Raw genomic sequence first — 22,680 nt, forward strand, 5'->3', positions numbered from 1 at the left:
ACGTCTTATTTCTTGAAAACTAATATCAGTAACACTGTGAAAAGAATTCATCATTATCAGCTTATAACCTGTTTTATTTTATGATATCGACTCTCTGAAACATAGATTGTATCTCTGATTTTTTTAAATCTTACAAGTCTACAAGGGAGTGAATATCATGAACCGCATCTATAAAGTAATATGGAATGAAGCCTTAAATTGTTTTACCGCAGTCGGTGAATACGCAAAAGGGCGTGGCAAGTCTTCCAAATCTAGTGTCAACTCTAACAACACCACATCTAATCTATCTTCTATCAATACCTTTGGTTTGAGTGCCATAGGACTTGGATTATTGGCTGCTGGTTTTGGTATGCAAGCGAATGCGACGGGTATTTATTTTACTGGAGATAATCCAACACCTAAGGTTTATATCAATCCATATGAAACTTTAAAAGTACAGGGTGGTGAAACGGTCGCTGGAGATGATCACACTAAGAATATAAATGTCACAGCGAATAGCCGGGACAACTCATTAACGATAAAACTCGACAAAACGGTCGATTTAGGTGCCGATGGTAGTCTTAAAACTGGTGATACCTTGGTCGATAGTTCGGGTATTAAAATCACAGCAAATAATGTAGTCAATGACGTAAAACTTACCAGCCATGGTTTAAATAATGGAAATAACAAAATAATAAACGTAGACGATGGTGCTATTACAGCAACGAGTAAAGAGGCAGTTAATGGTTCTCAGCTAAACAGCTTAACCAATACAGTCGCCGCCAATAAAACCAAATACTACAGTGTAAATTCGACCGCTAGCGGTAATGCCAACAATGATGGTGCAACAGGGCCAAATGCGATGGCTATGGGTGGCAATGCGACTGCTGCTGGTGAACAAGCTATTGCGATTGGTAGCGGAGAAAGTGGTCAGCACACCACAGCAAGTGGACAGCAATCCATCGCAATTGGTGCAAATGTGGTATCAAAAGGTCACTCATCTATTGCGCTTGGCGGTGATGATTTAAATTATGCGTCAAAAGCCAATATTGGAGGTAACTCTGCAAGCACGGTGTTAAACAGTGGCACTGTTAATACGGTATTTAAGGGTTATGCTGGTAAAGATATGGTAGAAGCCAATCAGTTCGATGTAAATACAGAGTCAGGCGGTGCAGCATCGATTGCCATTGGTGTTAAGTCACGATCTAGAGGGGATTTATCTACCGCTGTTGGTGTACATGCTAACTCGACTGGTACTGCCTCATCAGCCTTTGGAATGGCCGCTTCTGCTACCCAAAAAGGAGCACTGGCAATGGGTGCAGGTGCCCAGTCTAGCACTCAGGATGGCGTGGCTTTAGGGTCAAAATCTGTTGCTAATGTCGTAGGCGGCGCAACAGGTTTTGTCCCAATGGGTGCTTTATTAGTCGATAAAAACGCGATTATCGCAACAAACAGTGTGGCACTCGGTGCGGTATCAGTTGGTACAGGCGCACAAGGTGGCAATCGTCAAATTGTCAATGTCGCTGCCGGTACAAATAGCAGTGATGCAGTCAACGTGGCTCAGCTAACGGGCCTACAAAATGGTATCAATAGTACGCTTAATCAGGGTATAGATTTTGGCGGTGACAGTGGCAACAAGGTCAATCGTAAGCTTGGCGAAGAGCTGTCGATAAAAGGTGGCGAGACAGATGGTACAAAATTAGCTAGCGGTAACAACATCGGTGTGGTTGCTGACGGAGCTGATACTCTAGCCATTAAGTTGGCTAAAAATTTAACAGGCCTTACCAGTGTCACCACAGGCGATACCGTGATGAACATGGGCGGCATCAGCTTCCTCGGTGGTAGTACCGTTAGTCTAAGCAGCACCGGTCTGGACAATGGTGGCAAGCAAATCACCAACATGGCGAGTGGTGGTACAACCGCAACGAATGCTGCCAATATTGGTGATATAAGCAGCGCAGTCGCCGCCAATAAAACTCAGTATTACAGCGTGAACTCAACAGGTGGTAGCAATGACGACAATCTTGGTGCGACTGGTCAAAACGCGATGGCCATGGGTCGAAACGCTAGTGCGACTGGTGGACAAGCCATTGCCATTGGTAGCGGAGCGAGCGGTCAGCATACTACAGCAAGTGGACAGCAATCCATTGCCATTGGTGCAAACGTCGTCTCTAAAGGCGCATCGTCTATCGCTATTGGTGGTGATGACCTAGACGCTGCCTCTAAAGCCAATATCGATGGCACCTCAGCATCTGCTATCAATGGTGGTGATGTCAACACCACTTTCAAAGCTTATACGGGTCGTGATCTGGTTGAGACACCTCCTTATATGGTCAATACAGAATCAGGTGGCGCCGCCTCTATAGCAATGGGTGCAAAAGCGCTATCTAAAGGGGCGCTATCTACCGCCATTGGTATACAGTCTTCTTCGGCTGGTGTCGCATCTTCTGCCTTTGGTATGGGATCTTCAGCAAGCTTAGAGGGTTCAGTGGCGCTAGGTGCAGGTTCAACAACTGCTACGAATGCCACCAGCGAGTCTACCGTGACAGTGGGTGGAACCACTTACACCATCGCAGGTCCTGCGACGAGAGCAGGTGATCAAGTCTCTGTCGGTTCAGCAGGTGCTGAGCGTCAGATCAAACATGTCGCTGGTGGTGCCATCAACTCAAGCAGTACGGATGCAGTGAATGGTAGTCAGTTGCATGCTACAAACACAGCGGTCAATAAAAACACCACGACTATTGGCTCAGGACTTAACTTTGAGGGTGACACGGGTGACACTGTTAATCGTCAACTTGGTCAGACACTCGCCATAAAAGGTGGGGCAACCAACCTATCGGACAACAACATCGGCGTGGTTGCTGATGGTACTAATACGTTGAATGTGAAACTGGCAAAAGACTTAACTGGTTTAGACAGTGTCTCCACAGGTAATAGTCTGCTAAATACAAACGGCTTGACCATTGCTAACGGTCCAAAATTCACTACAGCTGGTATTAATGCCAATAACCAACAAATTCAAGGTGTGATGAGCGGTGGTACAACAGAAACCAACGCTGCCAATATTGGTGACTTAAACACGGCAATTACTGGGGTATCTACTTTAGGTTTTGGCCTAAAAGCTGCCGATGGTCATACAGTACAAAAACCACTTGGACAAGCAGTTGAAGTGGTCGGCTCTAACAATAATATCGACACACGAGTAAAAAACGGCAAAATTGAAGTTGAACTCAGCGACAATCTCGACCTTGGCAATAACGGTAGCGTCAGCACAGGCAACTTTGTAAATGGTACTAACGTCAATCGCTTGGGCATTGTCACAGGTGGTCTACTCACAGGCGGCGTTACCACCGTCAGTGGATCGGGTGTCACCGCAGCAGGTCTCAATCCGTTTAACCCTACCAGCGCAACGCTAACCAGTGATGGCCTAACCATTCTAAATGGACCAAGCATAACTAAATCCGGCGGTATCAATGCTGGTAATAAAAAGATCACAAACGTCAAAGCGGGTACAACCACTCTTGACGCGGTGAACTTTGGTCAACTAGCAGTCGTATCAAACGTGGCAGATAGCGCCATGCAGACTGTCATCACTCAAATCGATGGCACCGAAGTTAAGACCCTTAATAAGGCAGATAATACGGCCAATTTCCTCAAAGGTAACAATATCGTTCTCACTGCTGAGGACGGCGGCATCAAAGTCGCAACCGCAGAGGACGTGATGTTCATCAGTGTCACTACAGGCGATACCTTTTTGAACAATGACGGCGTCAGCTTCCTTGGAGGCAGTAGTGTCAGACTGAGTCAAAGTGGTCTGAACAATGGTGGCAATCGAATCACTGAGGTGGGGAATGCGACTGAATTAGATGACGCCGTTAACCTCAGTCAGCTAAACGGTGTCACAGAAACAGCCAATAAAGGCTGGGATATCAGTGCCCAAGGTAACAGTGCCACCGCAAGCAATGTAGGACCTGGTGAATCGGTTGATTTCAATAGTAAAAACAGTAACATCATCGTCTCTAAAGACACCACCAGCAATGACGTCTCATTTAAACTCAACGACAATCTCGACCTCGGCCATAACGGTAGTGTCAAAATGGGTTCAGGTTCTCCTTTCGGTCTTGGTAACATCTCTACGCTTGATCGTTCTGGTTTCACAACAGGTAATGTACTACTTAATACCACCGTTAATGGCTTAGGTGTTAGAACAGGTAATGGCGTGATCAACACGACCGTTAGCAGTTTGGGTGTGGCTGTATCAAACCCATTCTCTACTACCACTCTATCTAGTACCGGCCTTAACATTATCGGTGGTCCAAGCGTGACGACTGCGGGTATCAATGCGGGTAATAAAAAGATTATTAACGTTGATGATGGTGTATTAGCAAAAGATGCCGTCAATGTTAGCCAGCTTACTAGTGCTTCTGCCACTGCTAAAACAGAGGTTGCCGCAGGTACTAACATTGCTGGTGTTGTGAAGTCTACGGGTGGTAACGGTCAAGATATATATACTATTAATGCTAATGGTTCTAAGACCTCAGTAGGTTCTCCTGCATTAGAAGTAAGCTCTAACACCGATACCAATAACTTGACCGACTACACCGTTGACCTAAGTGAAACTAGCAAAGCAAGTTTGATTAAAGCAGATAGTGCCATGCAGAGTGTCATCACTCAAATCGATGGCACCGAAGTTAAGACCCTTAATAAAACGAATAATACAGCCAATTTCCTCACAGGCGACAACATCGTTCTCACCGCTGAGGAGGGTGGCATTAAAGTCGCAACCGCAGATGATGTGTCCTTCACCAGCGTCACCACAGGCGATACCTTGCTCAACAATGATGGTGTCAGCTTCCTTGGTGGTAGCAGTGTCAGATTGAGCCAAAGTGGTCTTAATAACGGCGGCAATCGAATCACCAACGTCGCAGATGGTAATGCCGATACGGATGCCGTCAATGTCAGGCAGTTGAATGCAACCAACAGCACAGTCGATTTGGGACTGGACTTTACAGGAGATGATACCGCCGTCGTTGTCAATCGCAAGTTAGGTCAAACCTTAACGATTCAAGGAGGCGCGACAGATTTAACTGAGAACAATATCGGTGTCGTTGCCGATGAAGAGGGCAATCTAAACGTTAGACTGGCTGAAGATATCGTGCTTGGTAGAAATGGTAGTGTAAGAATGGAAAACACAGTGCTAAACAATGCAGGCATTACTATTACCGATGGCCCTAATCAGACTATTACCTTAAGCAACGAGGGACTTGATAATGGGAACAATAGGATCATCAAAGTTGCTGAAGGGATTGCGCCAAGTGACGCTGTCAACTTTGCACAGCTCACAACGACCAATAATGAAATTGCCAAAGGTATCAAAATTGGTGATGGCAACAGTGACAATGATCAGCAATTTGTGTTAGGCGATACGATCAATATCACTGGTGACAGTAATCTTACCACGGTTGCTTCTACCACTGGTGTCCAAGTGAAGCTCAACAATCAGTTGAATTTGGGAGATGATGGTAGTATGCAAATAGGCAATAGCATCATGAACAACACGGGTTTTACCTTTGTTGATAATGGCGTAGATAGAACGGTCAGACTAAGCAGCACTGGTCTAGACAATGGTGGCAATCCTATCCGCAATGTTGGTAGAGGCGAGCTAAACTCCGATGCCGTCAATGTTGGGCAATTAAAAGACGTGGCTATTGCATTGGATCAAGGTTGGGGAATTACGGCTCAAGGTGATATTGCTACCATGGTAAAACAAGGTAGTACTGTTGATCTCAGCAGTAGAGACGGCAATATCAAAGTATCTAGAAAATCAGTGAATGATGCAGCTACACGTGGCGGCAATCCATCACTGCAAGCTGCAGCAATACCTACCAATGCCAATGATATTAACTTTGATTTGAATCCTGATATTACTTTGGACAGTGTGACCACTGGTGATACGACCATTAATGATAATGGCCTGACGATTGCGGGTGGCCCAAGCATCACTAAAAATGGCATTAATGCGGCTAATAACAAGATAACCAATGTCCAAAATGGTGAAGTTACTGCAAACAGTCAAGAGGCTATCAACGGCAGTCAGCTTTATGCACAAGGCAGTGGTGTCAGTAATATTATCGGTGGTGCTACCGTCTATAATCCAGTAGATGGGACTTTTACCAACAGTAACATCGGTGGAACCGGTCAGAGCAATATTGATGGCGCGATTGCTTCTATTAGACAAGGTACGGTTGCAATTAATGCAAATGTGCAAACCAATACCACCAAAATCGCAACGAACACCACCAATATTGCAACCAATGTAACCAATATCAAAGCCAATAAGGATCGGCTAGATTCAGGACTTAATTTTGGTGCAGATAGTGGTGCTAACATCAACAAGTCAATTGGGGATAATAGCGTTCTCAGCTTTACAGGTGGTAACAACATAACAACCAGCGCAGAGGGCAGTAGTATCAAGTTTGATCTGAACGGTAACATCAATGTCGATAGTGTTACGACTGGCAAAACTACCATCAATAATAATGGTGTTACGATTGCCGATGGTCCTAGTATGACGGTAAGTGGTATTAATGCTGCTAGCAACAAGATTACGAATGTTGCTGATGGCGTGGCACCTCGAGATGCCGTGAACTTTGGCCAATTAGATGCAGTTAGTAGAAGGCTTGGTGACAACATGAATCAGTTAGGATATAAGATTAATGAAGTCGAAGACGATGCAAATGCTGGTATCTCAGCTGCCATGGCAATGTCTTCACTACCGCAAGCTTATATCGCTGGTAAATCCTTAATCGGTGGCGGTATAGGAACGTATAATGGAGAGAGCGCAGTGGCTATCGGTTTCTCTAAATTATCCAATGACGGTCGTTGGGTTATGAAGCTAAATGGTACTGCAGATACCCAAGGTAATGCGGGCGCTTCGATTGGTGCAGGCTTCCACTTTGATTAATTCAAAAAGCCAAGCCCAGTTTTAAGACTATCAATAAAATATAAAAAAGTAAGGCATTAGTTGTCTTGCTTTTTTTATGGACTAAAATAATTACTCATCAAAATAATTCTGTTAGGTCTAGATATAGTCGATCCACTATAAAAAACACAGTGCTATGGGGATAAAGTTTTTATCGACTCTGTCTGCGCGGGCATAGCAAACAAGAAAAATTTATCCCAGTAGCGCGTAATAATATTTGACCTTATTTTATTTAGGACAGACTATATGAATGGTCATATTGTCAGTTTTTTACTCAATTTATCAAGTATAAAAAAACCAAATGTACAGTAGAGTATAGGTTGCAATATCCTTCGGTTTTTATTTACTAAATAGCCAAATAAACTCATATATAGATTTGTTTTTAAGAGTATTCTAATAGTCATTATGATACCAAATCTCTCTACTCGTCCTGTCACTGCTTGGGTAACCATTTTAGTCGTTGCATTGCATGGCGCTATTGCGTGGGCGATGGTATCTATCGAGAGTCCAACACCCGTTTTGCCCGAAAATAAACCTAAGGTCATTCATTTAGAGTTGGTCTCATTAGCATCAACGCCTGAAAAAACATCACCTGCGACAAAAAATATCCCTACTGAGCCGCAAACCAAACCTTTGGTCGAAAATCCTTCACCGTCCAGCACAAAATCAACTGATTCAGCAGAAGAAGCCGAAACCACTGAGGTATTACCGGTATCAAAAGTGGTTGAACGTCTCAAAACCAAAACAGAACAGACACGAAAAACCCCGAAAAAAAGTAAGAAGCCGATTAAAAAAGACTCGAAGTTGAAGGATAAGCCTGAAAGCACTTCATCGGAGCAAACTCTGACAATCGTAGAATCAAGAAGAATAGCTAATAAATCTGACAAAGAAGAAGAGACAGAAGATGATCTGTCCGCCATGATTCGTGCTGTGACAGCGCAGTACAACCGCGAGCAAGCGATACAGCAAAATGCCGTAAAAAATCAAGCCAATAAAAAGCTAATGGAGCAAGAACAGTGGCGGATACAAGCCGCTAATGAAGCGATTAGCAAGATGCTGGCATTAGCCGCAGAGCAAGCCGAAAACCAAAACAATGATAAAATCGATTCAGAGGACAACGTTGATAAAAAGGACGAAGATACCGCTTTCTTGGCAAATGACGGTAGCTGGATGGCTGAGCATGAACCCATCACTAGTTTCCCAGCGCTTTTCTGGCGCAGTATTAACACGCGTTTGGGTGACGTATTCATTGTCGTATTAGAGCTGCATGTCAACAAAGAAGGATATGTGACCGAGGTACAATTACTTGAATCGTCAACCAGTCCCATTATCGATGCAATAGCAACCACTCAAGTAAGGGGCGGACAACTCAATCCGTTTATACAAAACGGCGTCGCAGTAGATGCCATTGTACCGATGTCGCTGGTTTATGAAAGACCTTAACGTTAGATATCTTTAATGTGACCAAACAAAAAGGTGGTGATAGCTGAAAAGCCGTCACCACCTTTTTATAGCCCTTTCAATATAAAAAAGATACGGTAGAAGTGAATCGACCATATTTATAGCCAGTTCAATTAAATTCAGAAAGCTCGTTCAAAAAACCACCATAGTGCCACTAAAACGCTAATCAGCGATCCTAAATAAAATATGATGTATTTATAAAATTTCGTATGGCGTAATAATAATGCAATCGGGAATACCACAGCGATAAATACCAATTGTCCCAATTCAATGCCGACATTGAAACTCAATAATGCTAATACGCGCGCGCTGGTGTCGAGCGGTAAATCGACCAGCACATTTGCAAAGCCAAAACCGTGAATGAGTCCAAAAAAGAAGGCCAGATAAATCGCTCGTACTCGTAGCATGGGCATTAAGTTATTGAGCGCGGCAAAGGCGATAGACAGCGCAATGACAGATTCAATAAAGCGGGCAGGTATACTGACGATTTGTAGTGCGGCCAAGCTTAGCGTAATTGAATGGGCGAGCGTGAACGATGTCGCAATCCAAAAAACTTCGAGCAGTGCCGCTTTCGGTTTGGAGACGGCAACCAGTTGTTTTTGTTTGCGCATGTATACCGCAGGAATGAGCAATACAAACAAGAACAGTAAATGATCCCAACCAATCAACAAATGGTGTATACCGCTTTTGAGAAAGTTTGTCGCTGTAGCTAGCAAGCCAGAGGGCGCTTCTGAACCCAACGTATTTTTACCAACAGCCAGTACTTGTAGCGGTGTGCCTTCATCGGCTTGCGTTAGAATTAAGCGGTGGTTGGCATCAATACCTGCCAATATCTGATAATCAAGACTGTCGATTGGTTGCTCGCAGCTTAACTTAAAAGCGGTATGTAAATAATTAAAGCCGCCGCGTGTGTTGATTGCCAGCGGCTCAAAATTCGCTATTTGGCAAGTTTGTGCCGCATTGTCTAATTTTACCTTAGAGGTTACCAGTTGCTCTATCAGAGGCGTTTGTGATTTTACTTCCGCCCAGCTGACCTGCTGATCTCGGTTTGGGTCTATATCTATCAGCAATGCCAAGTCACGAAGGGATAACTCGTATTCAGCGTTGTAGCTAATATCTGCTGCACCTTCGGAGTTATCTTTAGTTAGGTTTAAGTAAGCAGTACTGGCTTCATGCGCTTGTACTAAGGTGCAAGTCAGCAGTAATAATACTAGCGTCAAGTAACGATAAGTATGACGGGAAATAACTCTAATAAGCGCGCTCATAAAGCCTTATCCTTGTTTTGAACTTGCGTACCTGAAGGCCCAGTTGTGCTACTGGCGGTCTGCGCATCTTGGCAGTTTAGACAGTCACTGATTTTGCCCAAGCGTAGATCACGCTCCAATGCTGGATACTCAAACTTAGTGTCTGTTATAAATTGACGTACAATTTCGATATCTTTTTGGCTATTGGCTTTGAGAGCTGCTGTCGCATAGAGCACTATGTCAGCGGTTTCGCGCTGTTGCTGCCAATTTTCTTGAGCCAATTTCAGGGCTGAGTCAATCTGATTAGCAAGTAACGCATAAGTGGCCTGTTCGCGCATATGGGCGTTTTCTTTGCGTATCTGCCACACCTCAATACGCTCCTTCATCAAGGCCAAGTTTTGATTGGCTTTGGGATCATCCAGTTTCATTTGAGCGGTAATAAGACGGAGCAGTAGTGCGTCTTTATCCGTGTGATCTTGGAGCAGGTCACGGACTTTTTCATATTGACCGATACTCAATAACCAATCCGCACGCGCCATGAGTGCAGGCACCGTCTGATCGTCCATTAGAGTAAAGACTTGATCGGCAAGGGTAGCGTCTTGGCTACGCAGTGCTGCATCTGCTTGAATCAGATAAATCCAGCGTGCTGTCGAGGTATCTAGCCCAGGAGCAATGGCTGCCAGCCCGCTGAGTGTTTGTTTTACGGGTGCAAGTTTGCCAGTCATGCTCTGTATTTGAGCTTCGCAAGCCAAGACATACACGCGCAATGCAGGATCTTCGAGCTTTTTACAATAGCTCATGGCGTCTGAAAATTGTCCTTGAGTGACTAACAAGGAGGAAAGGGTCAATAGCGCATCTGGATTGGCTGCATCTTGGCTTAGTATTTTTTTTAATAACTCTTTTGCTTCAGAGAATTTGTGATAGGATTGAAGCGCTCGTGCTTGTAGCATCAGGGTTTCTATACTCTGATCAGTTGTTTGATCCAACTGCGCGCGCGCTTGTCCTAACGCACGGGGGTCACCTTGCAAATAAGCACGCTCTAATAATTGACTGGTTTCTTCTAGAGTGATTTTGCCTGTGTCGGACACAAAATCAGCTGAGGTTAGATAGCGCGGTGGTGGAGAATCGTTGGGCAGGGTTTCAAGAATTTGTTGATCGTCTGTCGGAATGAAAGAGGCCGCATGAACAAGCTGGCTGCTGATGAGTAACAGTAACAAGAATTCGATGGGGAACTTAATCCAGTGCATAAGATATCTCACTCATAATATAAAGAAGCACCCAATCAGTGAACTGACTAGGTGCTGGATTTATCTCACGTCATACTAGAGTGAGGCATTGGCATTTGCTACTACAACTGGCTCTGCCAGATTTGCTTCAGGAAGTATAATCCGATCGATATCTTGAGGCTCATCGGTGTTGACATTGTTGCTAGCGTCAATCACATCAGAGGTTCTGCTAGCGGCCAACTTGGCTTTTGCTTGGTCAAATGCAACATCATCATTGACTGGATTTGATGAGGCGGAATTATCATTGTCATTGAAACAACCAGAAAGTGCAGCTGATCCAGTGATCAATACGGCTAACATTATATAGCGCATAGTATTTCTCCTTGGGTGAAATTCAGCTTATCGGCTACCTGGTGTAGGCGTCGTTAGATAAGGAAATACTGAGTCAAACTCAGTCGCAGGTTTAAGGGCACCATCTGTGAACAGTGCTTTTCCAGCTTTAGCATCCGCAGGTACACAAGTCACGGCAGCTGGTAGACCTGCATGACACAAGGCACCCATAGAGACTCTCAATGCAATGTCAGTCACGTCATCACCAGGGCGTCTACCATTTGGAAATCCTGCAACGTCTTTGGCAGTTGCATTGGGACGACCGTCATTCTGACCAGGAATAATACTAATCACACCCAGATCATTCTGATTGGCAGCGGCAACCGCAGGCGTAGTCGTGTTGAGTCGTAACATATCTGCCGGCACTTGATTGGTATTGGCAGGTTTATTGATCGTCGGAACACCTGTTAAGAATGCGGTCACTAAATCTTGACGTGGGAAATTGGTTGGTGCTGGAGCTTGTGGATACAAGGTCTGAATCAATGCTGGGAGCGTAGGATAAAAGACATAAGGGGCAAATTTTGCGACATCGTCTTTTGGCTCTGACGCATTGAATTTATCTTTATCCTTTAGACCAATGACGACTTCGTTAACCAATGGCATGCCCAGTCTGGAAACCTGAGTCCATGCGCCACCTTTTTTAGCGGTGGTGCTGATGCCAGACGCAGGTGAAGGATTCACCAAAGTTGCCTGACGGACACTAGCTGTCGTCCAAGCACCAATCACAGGGTCTTTGCTACTTGCATTGACGAGACAAGCTTTTGGCACTTCCATCGCAATTGATGTGACGTTTTTATCTGCCAATATATTGGTACCACCATCACGTGCACCCAATGGGTTTAGGTTGACCAAGTCAAACACTCTACCCAAATCGATAGCAAAGCCTTCAGCACGCTGACCGACGAAAACCTTACCTTGACCACAGTTGCCTAAATTTAGCGTTTTGATAAAGCTTCGCGCGTATGTCGGATAGTCTGCAAAGGATTTAGTACCGATATAATCGAATGGCTTGTTAAATTTACCTAAGGAGGACCGCGAGCCACTACGTCGATCGCCTTTGACCATCGTTACATCATAGCTTTCATTCGTTTGTACATTAGCCGAATTTGATGCATCACCAGCATTAGACAAAGGTATGGCGACATTTGGCGTCGATGGATTGCCATCTGAATCAATTTCAATACTGTTTAGATTTTGAGTAAAATCAAATTGGAAAGTAATGTCTTCAACAGCGTCACCGTTATTGTCGATGTGAATCTCATACAGCGCATCTGGGTCTAGGGCGAAATAATTGGGTCCACCGTAGGCATCTTGCAGCGGCAAATAGTTAGCAATAATCGTGACGTAATCTGCCCGATTATTTTCATAGCTGTTGAACATATAAAAGTCAGAGGCATCGACTTTTGGGGTTTTGGTGATAGAAGGGGCTTCGCGGTGACTTGACGCTACTGCACTTGCACTCACGCACAAGGTCATGGCTGCGATTAGAGCTTTGGTGGTATGTTTCATACGAATCCTTGTAAAGAAACTTTAAGCGATAAAGAAGGTGAATAAATATTTTGTAATGTCTTAACGTTGATAAACTAAAATTAAACAAACTAAATAATATAGTTATCAAGGTAACTTAAACTATACACCTAATTATAATCTAGTAGTATAGTTTTCATCGGTTACATTGTACCTTTTGTCTGTTTTTTTTGGATGGAAGTGATTGAAAAATAATAAGAAAATAGAGGGTCAAATTGAATAGACCATGCACTTATTTTAAAAATAGACATAAAAATAGGCATAGAAATGAGATAAATGAAGTCAAAAAAATAGCTGGCTAATATCGAAATATTAACCAGCTATACTTATTTTTGACTGATTGAAATTTTTGGCCGATTGAAGCGCCTTAATGTTTTGGCGCGTCAGGTTGCATCATGGGATCAGCCTCTGCAAATGCTTTTAGCGTGCGGCAATGCGTGTCAATCTCCAAGATATTGGGATAAAGACTAAGATCTACTTTGAAGCGGCGAGCAGAAGAAACCTGCGGAATTAAATAGCAATCTGCAAAAGTAGGGCGGTCACCATAGCAGAATTTTGCGCGATTTTTATCTGCTGCTAAGCGTTTTTCTAACGCAGCAAAACCCTCGCTCATCCAGCGGTTGCACCATGCCATGACTTTATCTTCGTCTACTGCCAACTCGTTGCGTAAATACTGTAAGATACGGCGGTTATTGATCGGATGCATATCGCAACCAATCAAAGCACTAAGCGCGCGTACATGCATGCGACCAGTCGCGTCTTTGGGTAATAAGGGCTGGTCAGGATAGGCTTCCTCTAGCCACTCTAAGATAGCAGGACTTTGGTAACACGATAAATCATCAACTTGTAGGACAGGCACCAATCCTTGAGGATTGATAGATTGAAAGTCATCTTTTAGCTGCTCATCTTGCGCCAGATTGACTGCGATATAGTCATAATCCAATTCTTTTAAGTTCAATGCGATACGAGTGCGATAAGAGGTGCTGCTACGAAAATAGCCATGAAGTTTCATCATCATTTATTCCTTTTATTGTGGTATGTTGTCAGTGAAATAAGCAGTTATAATGGTTAATAACATGCCTATTTAACATAGATAAAGAGAGTATTATTAGTCATATCTTTATTTGACTGATACTTAACAGAGCAAACCATTCATTGAGTAAACCATGCCAGCAGCTGATAACTTTGTAGATAACAACCTTGTAAATAATCCTGCCGCAACCAGTAAAAACCAGAGTGGTGTTCAATCACTTGAAATTGGGCTGTCGATATTGGATGTCCTTATCGATTATAACGAACCGATGATGTTAAAGGATATCGCCCAAGTGATGCAAATGCACCCAGCAAAGTGCCATCGTTATTTGGTCAGTCTCATTCGTAAAAACTACGCACGTAAACTTGGTGATGGTCGCTATGGACTGGGCGATAGGGTTAATGCGCTAGGACACACCGGATACAATCAAAACAATATCTTAGAGCGGCTAACGCATATCGCTAATGAGATTAAAGATACTTTAAACTGCGCGGTACAAATCGCCAAATGGTTCAATGAAGGCCCTATCATCATTCAATCGGTTGAGCCTGACAGTGCTATTAGTATCATTACGCGTATTGGTTCACGGATGCCGCTGACGACGTCGGCCACAGGGCAGCTGTTTGCCAGTTATCAGCCCGACGCCATGATTGAGCCATTGGTCGTGACGGAATGGCAGACAAAGGATGATGTGGTAGCAGCAGAGAAATGGCAGCACTTCACCCAATTACAGACCAAAATCCGTACCCAAGGCTATGCGGCAGTCACGGGTGATATGTTGATGGGTATTAACGCCATTACGATTCCTGTTATCTTGCCACAGCCTACAAACGCCGTCGCCACTTCCTCTACTATCAATGACAAGCCCTCGGTTGAAAGCTTGCCATTAGAATATGCCATTACGATTATCGGAACCACCGCGCAGTTACCGATAAGTGAGCAGCATAAGGTGGTTGAGCAAATATTGGTCATAGCACAGCGCTATCAAATAGTGTAGCTATTTAATAGCATAAAAATTAACTGCGCTGTGGCTTCAATGTGGCTTCAGTCATTTAAACGGCACAAGCAGCGCTGGCTGCTTTAGCTTGTTCATAGACGGTTTCTCCGTCCAAACCAAGTGCTGCCAATTCATCAAGATATTTTTGAGTACCTTCTAAAAGTGGGCCTTTCCAGTCAGGATTGTTTAAGGGGTCTGGAATATCAATCATAGTATCGCCTTTGGCACGCGCTGCAGCCATGGCTGCCTCATTACTTTCATCAAATATCTTGGCGATACGCTCTGACATTAACATCCCTGAATTGTCATCAATGACTTTTTTCAGATCGTCAGGCAGGCTGTTGTATTTGTCCTTATTCATTGTGACGACAAAGGTAGAATTGTAGAAAGGAATGTTTGTATGATGACTAAGTAGTTCATCGAGACGGAATGCTTGAATCGGTTGCCAAGTAAACGCTAAACCATCAATAACGCCGCGTTGCAATGAAGTGTAAGTATCACTGGCCGGCATACCAACAGGTGCAGCACCAGCAGCCTCTATGATGTCAGCCGCTACCACAGAGGGTTGACGTATTCGCATGCCTTTCATGTCTGCGGGCGTGCGAATGGGTTTGTCGACGGTATGTAGCGCCCCTTGCCCTGACCCCATCAAAGAAAGTAGGTGAGTGTCTTCATATTCGCTGGAAATGGCACCATCTTTATAAAGTTTATACAGTATGCAAGTCTGCTGCTCGGCTGTATTGGAGATACCTGGTAACTCGAGCACCTGAGTCAAAGGAAAGCGTCCAGCAGTGTAGCCCTGTACCTGCATACCGATATCCACAATACCTTTGGCGGTAGCGTCATAAGTGGCGCCTGGTTTGCTGAGAGTGGCAGAAGGATAGATCTCAACCTTTAAGCGTCCCTTCGAGTCGGCTTCAATCTTTCGAGCCCAAGGTTCAAAGCCTTCAGTATTTATATTGTCAGTGGCAGTCATAAAATGAGAAAACCTCAAGGTAGTGACTTTTTCTGTATTGCCTGTGCTGGTATCAGCCCCAGCGTTTACGGTTTGGTCACTATTATTACAACCCGCCACAGCAACCAAAGCCGTTAACAGCAGTCCTAAGCGCATTTTTGTTTTCATCATAGAATCCTTTCTTGATGGTTAAATATCGTTAGCTATCGAAGTTGAGCTTGGCGAAAACTTGCCATGAACTATCATTTAGTTACTCGCCAACAGGAGCCACTTCTTTGGCTTGTGTCAATTCTTCAGCGTGCAAAAACTGGGTATGTGCTGGGGCGCGTTTGGTACGTGACCATTCTTCTAGCATATCTTTTTTGATGGCGTCTGTAATCATCGAAACTTTGTCATGTGAAGTCGCATCATCATAAGTCAGCTCTAAGCGATGACCGTTCGGATCAAAGAAGTAAATAGAATGGAAAATCCCATGATTGGTGACCCCAATCACATCGATACCTGCGTTTTCTAAATGTTCTTTAGCCAACAACAATTCGTCGCGGTCTTTTACCTTGAGTGCTAAATGCTGTACCCAGCTTGGCGTATTGGGGTCAAAGCCCATTTCAGGTTGATTGGGTACTTCAAAAAATGCCAACACATTGCCATTACCCGCATCCAAAAAAACGTGCATATAAGGGTCGAAAGCTTTGGTTGAAGGAACATGATCTTCGGCAAACGCCAAAATAAAATCCATGTTGAGGTGTTTTTGATACCATTCAACGGTTTCTTTGGCGTCTTTGCAGCGATAAGCCACATGATGAATTTTTTCAATGTTAAAGCTCATATCAAACTCCTTTTGATAAGGCGCTTATAGTCAAATCCCTATAAATCCGCTACATCGTCACCCACGCTTGATGTACTACTTGTACTATCTGTGCGTGGCTTCCTTGTATCGAAATTATTTGGCTTCGACTATAGCAAGTTGGTAGTAAATATTTACTACCAGTAGTAGTTATTTAACTGTGCTACTCAACTGCTTTTACGCCTATTTTGCTATGTTTATATTAGGGCGTGTCCTCAATCTGAACAAAAGCGACTAAATGGGCTAAAAATAGCTAAATCTTGCCAAACGTCGTCAAATAGCTAGTCAATATCTCGATATTATCTGCACTATTTTCCTTGTTTGGCTGCCATTTATCTTATTTTTATCACCATTTTCAGATTGAGGACACGCCCTATTGCTATTTGTTGACTGTTATTTGTCAAAATCAAAGTTGATAGCGGGCAAGACTTTGCCGCGTACTTCGCCAAAACCGACACGGATGCCATCTTTTTCGCTATAGCCTTTCATAATGACCGTATCACCATCTTCAATAAAGCTACGTGTCGCGCCACCTGTTAGCGTGACGGGCTTTGTGGCATTCCAAGCAATCTCTAGCATCGAGCCATAAGAATCAGGCGTTGACCCTGAAATAGTGCCTGAACCCATCATGTCACCGACTTCTACTTTACAACCAGTGATGGTGTGATGGGTTAGCTGCTGTGCCATTGACCAGTACATATATTTGAAATTGGTCTCACAAACCACGGTGGCGCTTTCAGCGTTTTTGGGCAGTAGTTCGACCGATAAATTGATATCAAAGCTGTTCTCTGTCTCTTTTTCATTCAAGTAAGCAAGCGGCTTTGGCTCTTGAGTCGGGCACGACGTTTTAAAAGGGGCGAGCGCATCCATGGTCACGATCCACGGCGAGACTTCAGAGGCAAACGTTTTGGCATTAAATGGCCCTAAAGGCACATATTCCCATTTTTGTATGTCACGAGCTGACCAATCATTGAGTAAGACCATGCCAAAGATGTGATCAAAGGCATTATTTACGGCAATCGGTTGACCGATATTATTGCCTTTACCGACGACAAAAGCGGTTTCAAGTTCAAAATCGAGACGCTGACAAGCAGAAAAAATAGGACGATCGTCCGCATTTGGTTTTAGCTGACCGGATGGGCGCACGACATCCGTGCCGCTCACGATAACGGTGCTGGCACGTCCATTGTAGCCAACTGGCATCTCAGTCCAGTTAGGCAGCAGCGCATTGCTCGGATCACGGAACATCGTGCCGACATTGGTGGCGTGTTCTTTAGAAGAATAAAAATCGGTAAAACCCGGCACTTGGACAGGCAGGTGCATGGTGACGTCTGCTTGCTTAAAAAGGACTTTTTTCTGCAATTCTTGATTGTCGCGCAAAGTATCGCTTTCATTAGACAGCAGCGTTTGAATAATTGTGCGGGCGTGCGTCCAGTTGTCTCGACCAGAATCAATAAAAGCGTTTAGCGTGGATTGATCAAAGTATGAACCGCCATCCAAGCTTAATAAACCTTCTGCTTCGAGTACGGACAAATCCAGTACGTGCTCGCCAATTGCTACACCAGCGCGGCGCTTGCCGTCAGTAGCGTCACTAAAGATGCCATAAGGCAGATTGTGGATTGAGAAGTCAGAATCTTGAGCGATATCGATAAACGAGGTAAGGGTCTTGTCAGTCGTTGACATGGGTTGCTCCTTGCTAAAAATGAATAATAAATTACGTTATAATTAACTACTTATGAATAATGTAATTTATAGAGGAGCAGATTGCAAGTTTTTTATATAGTGACTGCGTATTTCGCTGCTACAGTCAGTGTAAAACAGAGGAGGTGAAATTAATTAGCGTGGCGTTTTGCTGGTATTAATTTTCCTCGCTTGCTATGAGCTTTGCCGAGCAGAGGCTTCGCAAAATTTATCTCATTAGCACTTTTTTTTAAAATAAATCGACTGTATGAGCATTAGCATTATTATTAGCAACATCGACTTTTTTTATGTGAACTGTACAAACGCGGCGCATAAAAAAAGGCTAAGCAATCGCTCAACCTTTTTTATCACAATTATTTTTCAAACTACGTTTCTAACGCTATGGATTAATCAGTCTTTTAAGACATCTGCCATAGCATTGGCGACATAGTCGATGTTACCCGTGTTTAATCCAGCAACACACATACGTGAGTTAGATATCATGTAAATACCAAACTCGCTTTGTAGACGCGCGACTTGCTCAGGCGTCAATCCGGTAAAGCTAAACATACCATTTTGATGGGTAATATAGTCAAAGTTGCGGTTAGGAACTTTGGCTTCTAATACAGATTTGAGCTTGAGTCGCATCGCTTTGATACGATCACGCATCGCATAAACTTCGCCAACCCATTGATCATGCAGAGCTTCGTCATTCATGACGATATCGACGACACGTCCGCCATGTGATGGTGGGCTTGAATAGATACGACGTACCAAAGAATTCAGCTGACCAAAGACACGCTCAGTCTCGTCTACGGTTGGACACACAACGGATAGACCACCAACACGCTCACCATATAGCGATAGATTCTTAGAAAATGAGTTGCTGACAAACAGTGGCAGACCCATATCGACGGCTTTACGAATCGCATAAGCATCGCTGTCCATGTCTTCGCCAAAGCCTTGGTAGGCAATATCCATAAACGGAATCAATGCGCGTGCTTGAATCACATTGAGCAACGTATCCCATTGCTCACGAGTCAAATCCATACCCGTTGGGTTATGGCAGCAAGGATGCAACAAAACCACATCGTCTTTATTCAAAGTTTCAAAAAACGCAATCATCTCATCGAACTTAACGCTGTTGTTGGCTTTGTCATAGTACGGATATTTACCGACTTCGACATCAGCGCCTTCAAAGATGGCAATGTGGTTGGCCCACGTCGGATCGCTGACATAGCATTTAGCATGCGGGAACCATTCATTGATAAACTCGGCACCAATCTTTAGCGCACCAGAACCACCGATAGTAGCGATGGTCGCAACCAAACCGTCTTTTAAGATTTGGGCGTCTTTACCAAAGAGCAGTTCCTGACAGCCTTTGCGGTGTCCTGGTAGACCTGCCATAGGTAGATACGGACGCGGCGAGATAGGATCGGCAATGCGCTGCTCGGCAGTTTTTACACACTCGAGTACAGGCAATACGCCATCTTCATCATAATAAATACCAATGCCTAAATTTACTTTATCAGGATTGTTATCCGCCAAAAATTTTTCCATTAATCCTAAAATTGGATCACCAGCGTAATAGTCGATACGTTCAAACATAGTGCTTCCTTATAAAAATATAAATCGAACCGCCAAAAATCATAGAGCAAATTGGCGCTTAACTCAATATGAGATTGAGATATCTTGAATAATTAACCAAATAGTTATACTCGATCCACTATAAAACAAACCCAGTGCTACTGGGATAGATTTTGCGCCGCCTTTGTCTGCGCAGGCACAATAAGCAAGGAGAATTTATTGCAGTAGCGCGTGATCATATTTGTAATTATTTTATTTAAGGCTGACTATAGCCAAATTCGTTTTTTATTAAATATTTTAAGTGCTGTCGCTGCTTTCGAGTGGCTTGACTATAGTTTTATTTCCTGCTGAATAAACAATATTTACGTACGCGGTAAATCACTAAAATGACTAGAAAAATACGACTGCAAAAATTCTTTGAAGGCGATGGTAGCCGGAGACAACGCGCGCGAGGAACGTTGATATATAAAGAATTGACGCGTCTTAACGGGCTGGGTCAATGGTCGCATTTGCAAGCGGTTAGCGCTGACCCAATCAATGACTTCAGGCATATAAGGCAGACACAAGGTAATGCCAAAACCTTGACGGGTCATCTCAAGCGCGGTGGACATAAAATTTACTTTATAGCGAGCCTGCTGAATATGAGTCACGATGCGGTCATCCAGCTCTACCGTTACTTGCTCGATAAAGGGGCCTTGCAACGTAATGAGCGGAATGTCTAATAAGTCCTGCCAAGTGATTTCAAGTTTTTGCGCCAATTCATGGCTTTCAGGCATGACCACACAAAACGGCAGCTGGTACAACAAATCAGCACTGATATCATCCTCAGCTTCCATTAAACCAAGCTCAGTGCCAACCCCCAAATCTACTTCGATATCTTGAATATGTCTGAGCAAGTTCTCTGCTGAACAATCCAATAACGACACGCTAATCTCAGGATATTGTTTGGCAAATTGGGCAATCACTGCTGGCATGGAGGACGCCGCGAACTGCGAAACAGCCAGTCTGACATTGCCTTGTGCCAAGTTGGTCAAACTGCTTGCCTCATTCTCGAACAGCTGCATCTCATTTAAAATGCGCCGAGCTTGAGGCAGCAAATGATGTCCCACTGCCGACAAAGACAGCTGGCGTGTGGTGCGGTCAAACAACACAATACCAAGGCTAGATTCTAGCTCTTTTATTAAGCCACTAACGGCAGATTGAGTCAAATGCATCTGGTCGCTGGCACGAGTAAAGCTGCCATTGTCGGCAACTTTGATAAAGGCGGTCAATTGGCGAATGCTAATATTCATAAGTAAACCTGATAAATAAATCATAAAAAACAATTAGTCTTATAAATAAAGCTAATCTAATATAAATACAACGTCAATAAGAATTATTGATTGCAGCTATTTTTATACCATTTTACTGTTTTTATAGTCGGTTCAATATAATTTGGATACAAGGAAGGCGAGCGAAAGTACTACAAATAGTAGACTGAGCGAGTCTGACACCGTATCCGACTTATATAGGATTGGCTATATACCACCAATTAAAATTAAGGATGATTACAATGGCCGATTTATTTGACAACCCAATGGGACTACAAGGGTTTGACTTTGTCGAATTCGCTTCTCCTCAACCTGATGCTGTCGACGCGTTGTTTAAACAGCTTGGCTTTGCACATGTGGCCAACCATCGTTCAAAAGATGTGGCTTTGTACCGTCAAGGTGACATCAATCTTATCCTAAACCGTGAGCCAAAAAGCCAAGCCAGCTATTTCGTTGAAGAGCATGGCGCTGGTGCTTGTAGCATGGGCTTTCGTGTGCAAGATTCCAAAAAAGCCTACGAGCATGCTATTGAAATGGGCGGGCAGCCAGTAGACGTGCCAACAGGCGTGATGGAGCTAAGACTCCCTGCTATCAAAGGCATCGGTGGCTCATTGATTTATCTCATCGACCGCTACAAAGATGGCGAATCTATCTATGATGTCGACTTTGAGTTTTTTGCTGATGTGGATAGAAATCCTATCGGTTATCGCTTTAAAGTCATCGATCATCTAACCCATAACGTTTACCGTGGTCGTATGGCGTATTGGGCAAATTTTTATGAGCGCATTTTCAACTTCCGTGAAATCCGCTATTTCGATATCAAAGGCGAGTACACGGGTCTTGCCAGTAAAGCCATGACCGCGCCTGATGGTAAAATTCGTATTCCGCTTAATGAAGAATCCAAGCAGGGCGGCGGACAAATCGAAGAGTATTTGATGCACTTCAATGGCGAGGGTATTCAACACATTGCGTTGGCCAGTGATGACTTACTTGCCAGTATTGACATGCTTAAAGCTGCTGGTATTCCGCTTATGACCGCACCAACGGCTGCTTATTATGAAATGCTCAGCGAGCGTTTGCCAAACCATGGCGAAAACGTTGATGATCTGCAAGTCCGTGGCATCTTATTGGACGGTACGACAGAAGGCGATACGCCGCGTCTACTGCTACAGATTTTCTCTGAAACCATTTTAGGTAGCCCTGTATTCTTCGAGTTTATTCAACGCAAAGGCGATTATGCAGATGGCTTTGGCGAAGGTAACTTCAAAGCATTGTTTGAGTCTATAGAACGTGACCAAGTACGCCGCGGCACGGTTGGTCAGCCAAAGACTGAAACGCCATAATTCTCGTGAAAAATTTAAACGAGTAAAGCAGCAGATGGGCAAGATAAAAGGAGCTTGTCTTGCTCATTTAATGCTTATCCTCGCTAACTCAATAATTGTTATGGCAGTGGTGGTCAGGGTTT

The 22,680-nt window shown here is 43.9% G+C and carries 14 protein-coding genes; 4 read left to right on the top strand and 10 right to left on the bottom strand.

The window, feature by feature from the left end:
* Window positions 1–157 precede the first annotated feature (157 nt).
* Both JMX48_RS05745 and JMX48_RS05750 read left to right on the top strand, forming a co-directional pair.
* Window positions 158–6,943 (top strand): YadA-like family protein, encoded by a 6,786-nt coding sequence (locus tag JMX48_RS05745; RefSeq protein ID WP_201535400.1) that lies wholly within the window; start codon window positions 158–160, stop codon window positions 6,941–6,943.
* A gap of 423 nt (window positions 6,944–7,366) precedes the next feature.
* Entirely contained in the window at window positions 7,367–8,404 is a 1,038-nt protein-coding gene (locus JMX48_RS05750; protein ID WP_201535403.1) for an energy transducer TonB, read from the top strand.
* Between the two features lie 137 nt (window positions 8,405–8,541).
* On the opposite strand, the gene JMX48_RS05755 is transcribed toward JMX48_RS05750, so the two are convergent.
* The 5 genes from JMX48_RS05755 to maiA all read right to left on the bottom strand — a co-directional run bounded on the left by JMX48_RS05755 (window position 8,542) and on the right by maiA (window position 13,821).
* Entirely contained in the window at window positions 8,542–9,687 is a 1,146-nt protein-coding gene (locus JMX48_RS05755) for a HupE/UreJ family protein (protein ID WP_201535406.1), read from the bottom strand.
* Window positions 9,684–10,913, bottom strand: coding sequence for a tetratricopeptide repeat protein (locus JMX48_RS05760; RefSeq protein ID WP_201535409.1), 1,230 nt, complete (start codon window positions 10,911–10,913; stop codon window positions 9,684–9,686). The genes JMX48_RS05755 and JMX48_RS05760 overlap by 4 nt, the downstream gene beginning before the upstream one ends.
* Before the next feature lie 75 nt (window positions 10,914–10,988).
* On the bottom strand, window positions 10,989–11,264 hold the full coding sequence (locus tag JMX48_RS05765; RefSeq protein WP_201535412.1) for a hypothetical protein: 276 nt from the start codon (window positions 11,262–11,264) through the stop codon (window positions 10,989–10,991).
* Between the two features lie 27 nt (window positions 11,265–11,291).
* Window positions 11,292–12,791 carry a DUF4331 domain-containing protein gene (locus tag JMX48_RS05770; RefSeq protein ID WP_201535415.1) on the bottom strand — a complete coding sequence of 500 codons (1,500 nt, stop codon included), beginning with the start codon at window positions 12,789–12,791 and terminating at the stop codon, window positions 11,292–11,294.
* Window positions 12,792–13,176: 385 nt separating this feature from the next.
* The gene (maiA, locus tag JMX48_RS05775; protein WP_201535565.1) at window positions 13,177–13,821 is read right to left on the bottom strand and encodes a maleylacetoacetate isomerase; all 645 of its coding nucleotides are present in this window, start codon (window positions 13,819–13,821) and stop codon (window positions 13,177–13,179) included.
* Between the two features lie 154 nt (window positions 13,822–13,975).
* Between maiA and JMX48_RS05780 the strand changes: the two genes are divergently transcribed.
* A complete protein-coding gene (locus JMX48_RS05780) occupies window positions 13,976–14,839 on the top strand; it encodes an IclR family transcriptional regulator (protein WP_201535418.1) in 864 nt (287 codons plus the stop codon).
* A gap of 55 nt (window positions 14,840–14,894) precedes the next feature.
* On the opposite strand, the gene JMX48_RS05785 is transcribed toward JMX48_RS05780, so the two are convergent.
* From JMX48_RS05785 to JMX48_RS05805, 5 genes are all read right to left on the bottom strand, one after another.
* Window positions 14,895–15,962, bottom strand: coding sequence for a TRAP transporter substrate-binding protein (locus JMX48_RS05785; protein WP_201535421.1), 1,068 nt, complete (start codon window positions 15,960–15,962; stop codon window positions 14,895–14,897).
* Window positions 15,963–16,044: 82 nt separating this feature from the next.
* Window positions 16,045–16,620: a VOC family protein gene (locus tag JMX48_RS05790; protein WP_201535422.1), complete on the bottom strand. Its 576-nt coding sequence runs from the start codon at window positions 16,618–16,620 to the stop codon at window positions 16,045–16,047.
* Between the two features lie 411 nt (window positions 16,621–17,031).
* Window positions 17,032–18,321, bottom strand: coding sequence for a fumarylacetoacetase (gene fahA / locus JMX48_RS05795; RefSeq protein ID WP_201535423.1), 1,290 nt, complete (start codon window positions 18,319–18,321; stop codon window positions 17,032–17,034).
* Between the two features lie 408 nt (window positions 18,322–18,729).
* On the bottom strand, window positions 18,730–19,926 hold the full coding sequence (locus tag JMX48_RS05800) for an aromatic amino acid transaminase (RefSeq protein ID WP_201535424.1): 1,197 nt from the start codon (window positions 19,924–19,926) through the stop codon (window positions 18,730–18,732).
* Between the two features lie 341 nt (window positions 19,927–20,267).
* A complete protein-coding gene (locus JMX48_RS05805) occupies window positions 20,268–21,197 on the bottom strand; it encodes a LysR family transcriptional regulator (RefSeq protein WP_201535425.1) in 930 nt (309 codons plus the stop codon).
* A 260-nt stretch (window positions 21,198–21,457) separates the two neighbouring features.
* Here JMX48_RS05805 and hppD point away from each other — a divergent pair, with 260 nt between their 5' ends.
* A complete protein-coding gene (gene hppD / locus JMX48_RS05810) occupies window positions 21,458–22,558 on the top strand; it encodes a 4-hydroxyphenylpyruvate dioxygenase (protein WP_201535426.1) in 1,101 nt (366 codons plus the stop codon).
* The last annotated feature ends 122 nt before the right edge of the window (window positions 22,559–22,680 follow it).

Source organism: Psychrobacter immobilis (genome assembly GCF_904846225.1).
Lineage (GTDB): Bacteria > Pseudomonadota > Gammaproteobacteria > Pseudomonadales > Moraxellaceae > Psychrobacter > Psychrobacter immobilis_F.

Excerpts from the sequence above, each read along its gene's own strand:
- JMX48_RS05745 (WP_201535400.1), top strand. The coding sequence starts at position 158 with ATGAACCGCATCTATAAAGTAATATGGAATGAAGCCTTAAATTGTTTT.
- JMX48_RS05750 (WP_201535403.1), top strand. The coding sequence starts at position 7,367 with ATGATACCAAATCTCTCTACTCGTCCTGTCACTGCTTGGGTAACCATT.
- JMX48_RS05755 (WP_201535406.1), bottom strand. The coding sequence starts at position 9,687 with ATGAGCGCGCTTATTAGAGTTATTTCCCGTCATACTTATCGTTACTTG.
- JMX48_RS05760 (WP_201535409.1), bottom strand. The coding sequence starts at position 10,913 with ATGCACTGGATTAAGTTCCCCATCGAATTCTTGTTACTGTTACTCATC.
- JMX48_RS05765 (WP_201535412.1), bottom strand. The coding sequence starts at position 11,264 with ATGCGCTATATAATGTTAGCCGTATTGATCACTGGATCAGCTGCACTT.
- JMX48_RS05770 (WP_201535415.1), bottom strand. The coding sequence starts at position 12,791 with ATGAAACATACCACCAAAGCTCTAATCGCAGCCATGACCTTGTGCGTG.
- maiA (WP_201535565.1), bottom strand. The coding sequence starts at position 13,821 with ATGAAACTTCATGGCTATTTTCGTAGCAGCACCTCTTATCGCACTCGT.
- JMX48_RS05780 (WP_201535418.1), top strand. The coding sequence starts at position 13,976 with ATGCCAGCAGCTGATAACTTTGTAGATAACAACCTTGTAAATAATCCT.
- JMX48_RS05785 (WP_201535421.1), bottom strand. The coding sequence starts at position 15,962 with ATGAAAACAAAAATGCGCTTAGGACTGCTGTTAACGGCTTTGGTTGCT.
- JMX48_RS05790 (WP_201535422.1), bottom strand. The coding sequence starts at position 16,620 with ATGAGCTTTAACATTGAAAAAATTCATCATGTGGCTTATCGCTGCAAA.
- fahA (WP_201535423.1), bottom strand. The coding sequence starts at position 18,321 with ATGTCAACGACTGACAAGACCCTTACCTCGTTTATCGATATCGCTCAA.
- JMX48_RS05800 (WP_201535424.1), bottom strand. The coding sequence starts at position 19,926 with ATGTTTGAACGTATCGACTATTACGCTGGTGATCCAATTTTAGGATTA.
- JMX48_RS05805 (WP_201535425.1), bottom strand. The coding sequence starts at position 21,197 with ATGAATATTAGCATTCGCCAATTGACCGCCTTTATCAAAGTTGCCGAC.
- hppD (WP_201535426.1), top strand. The coding sequence starts at position 21,458 with ATGGCCGATTTATTTGACAACCCAATGGGACTACAAGGGTTTGACTTT.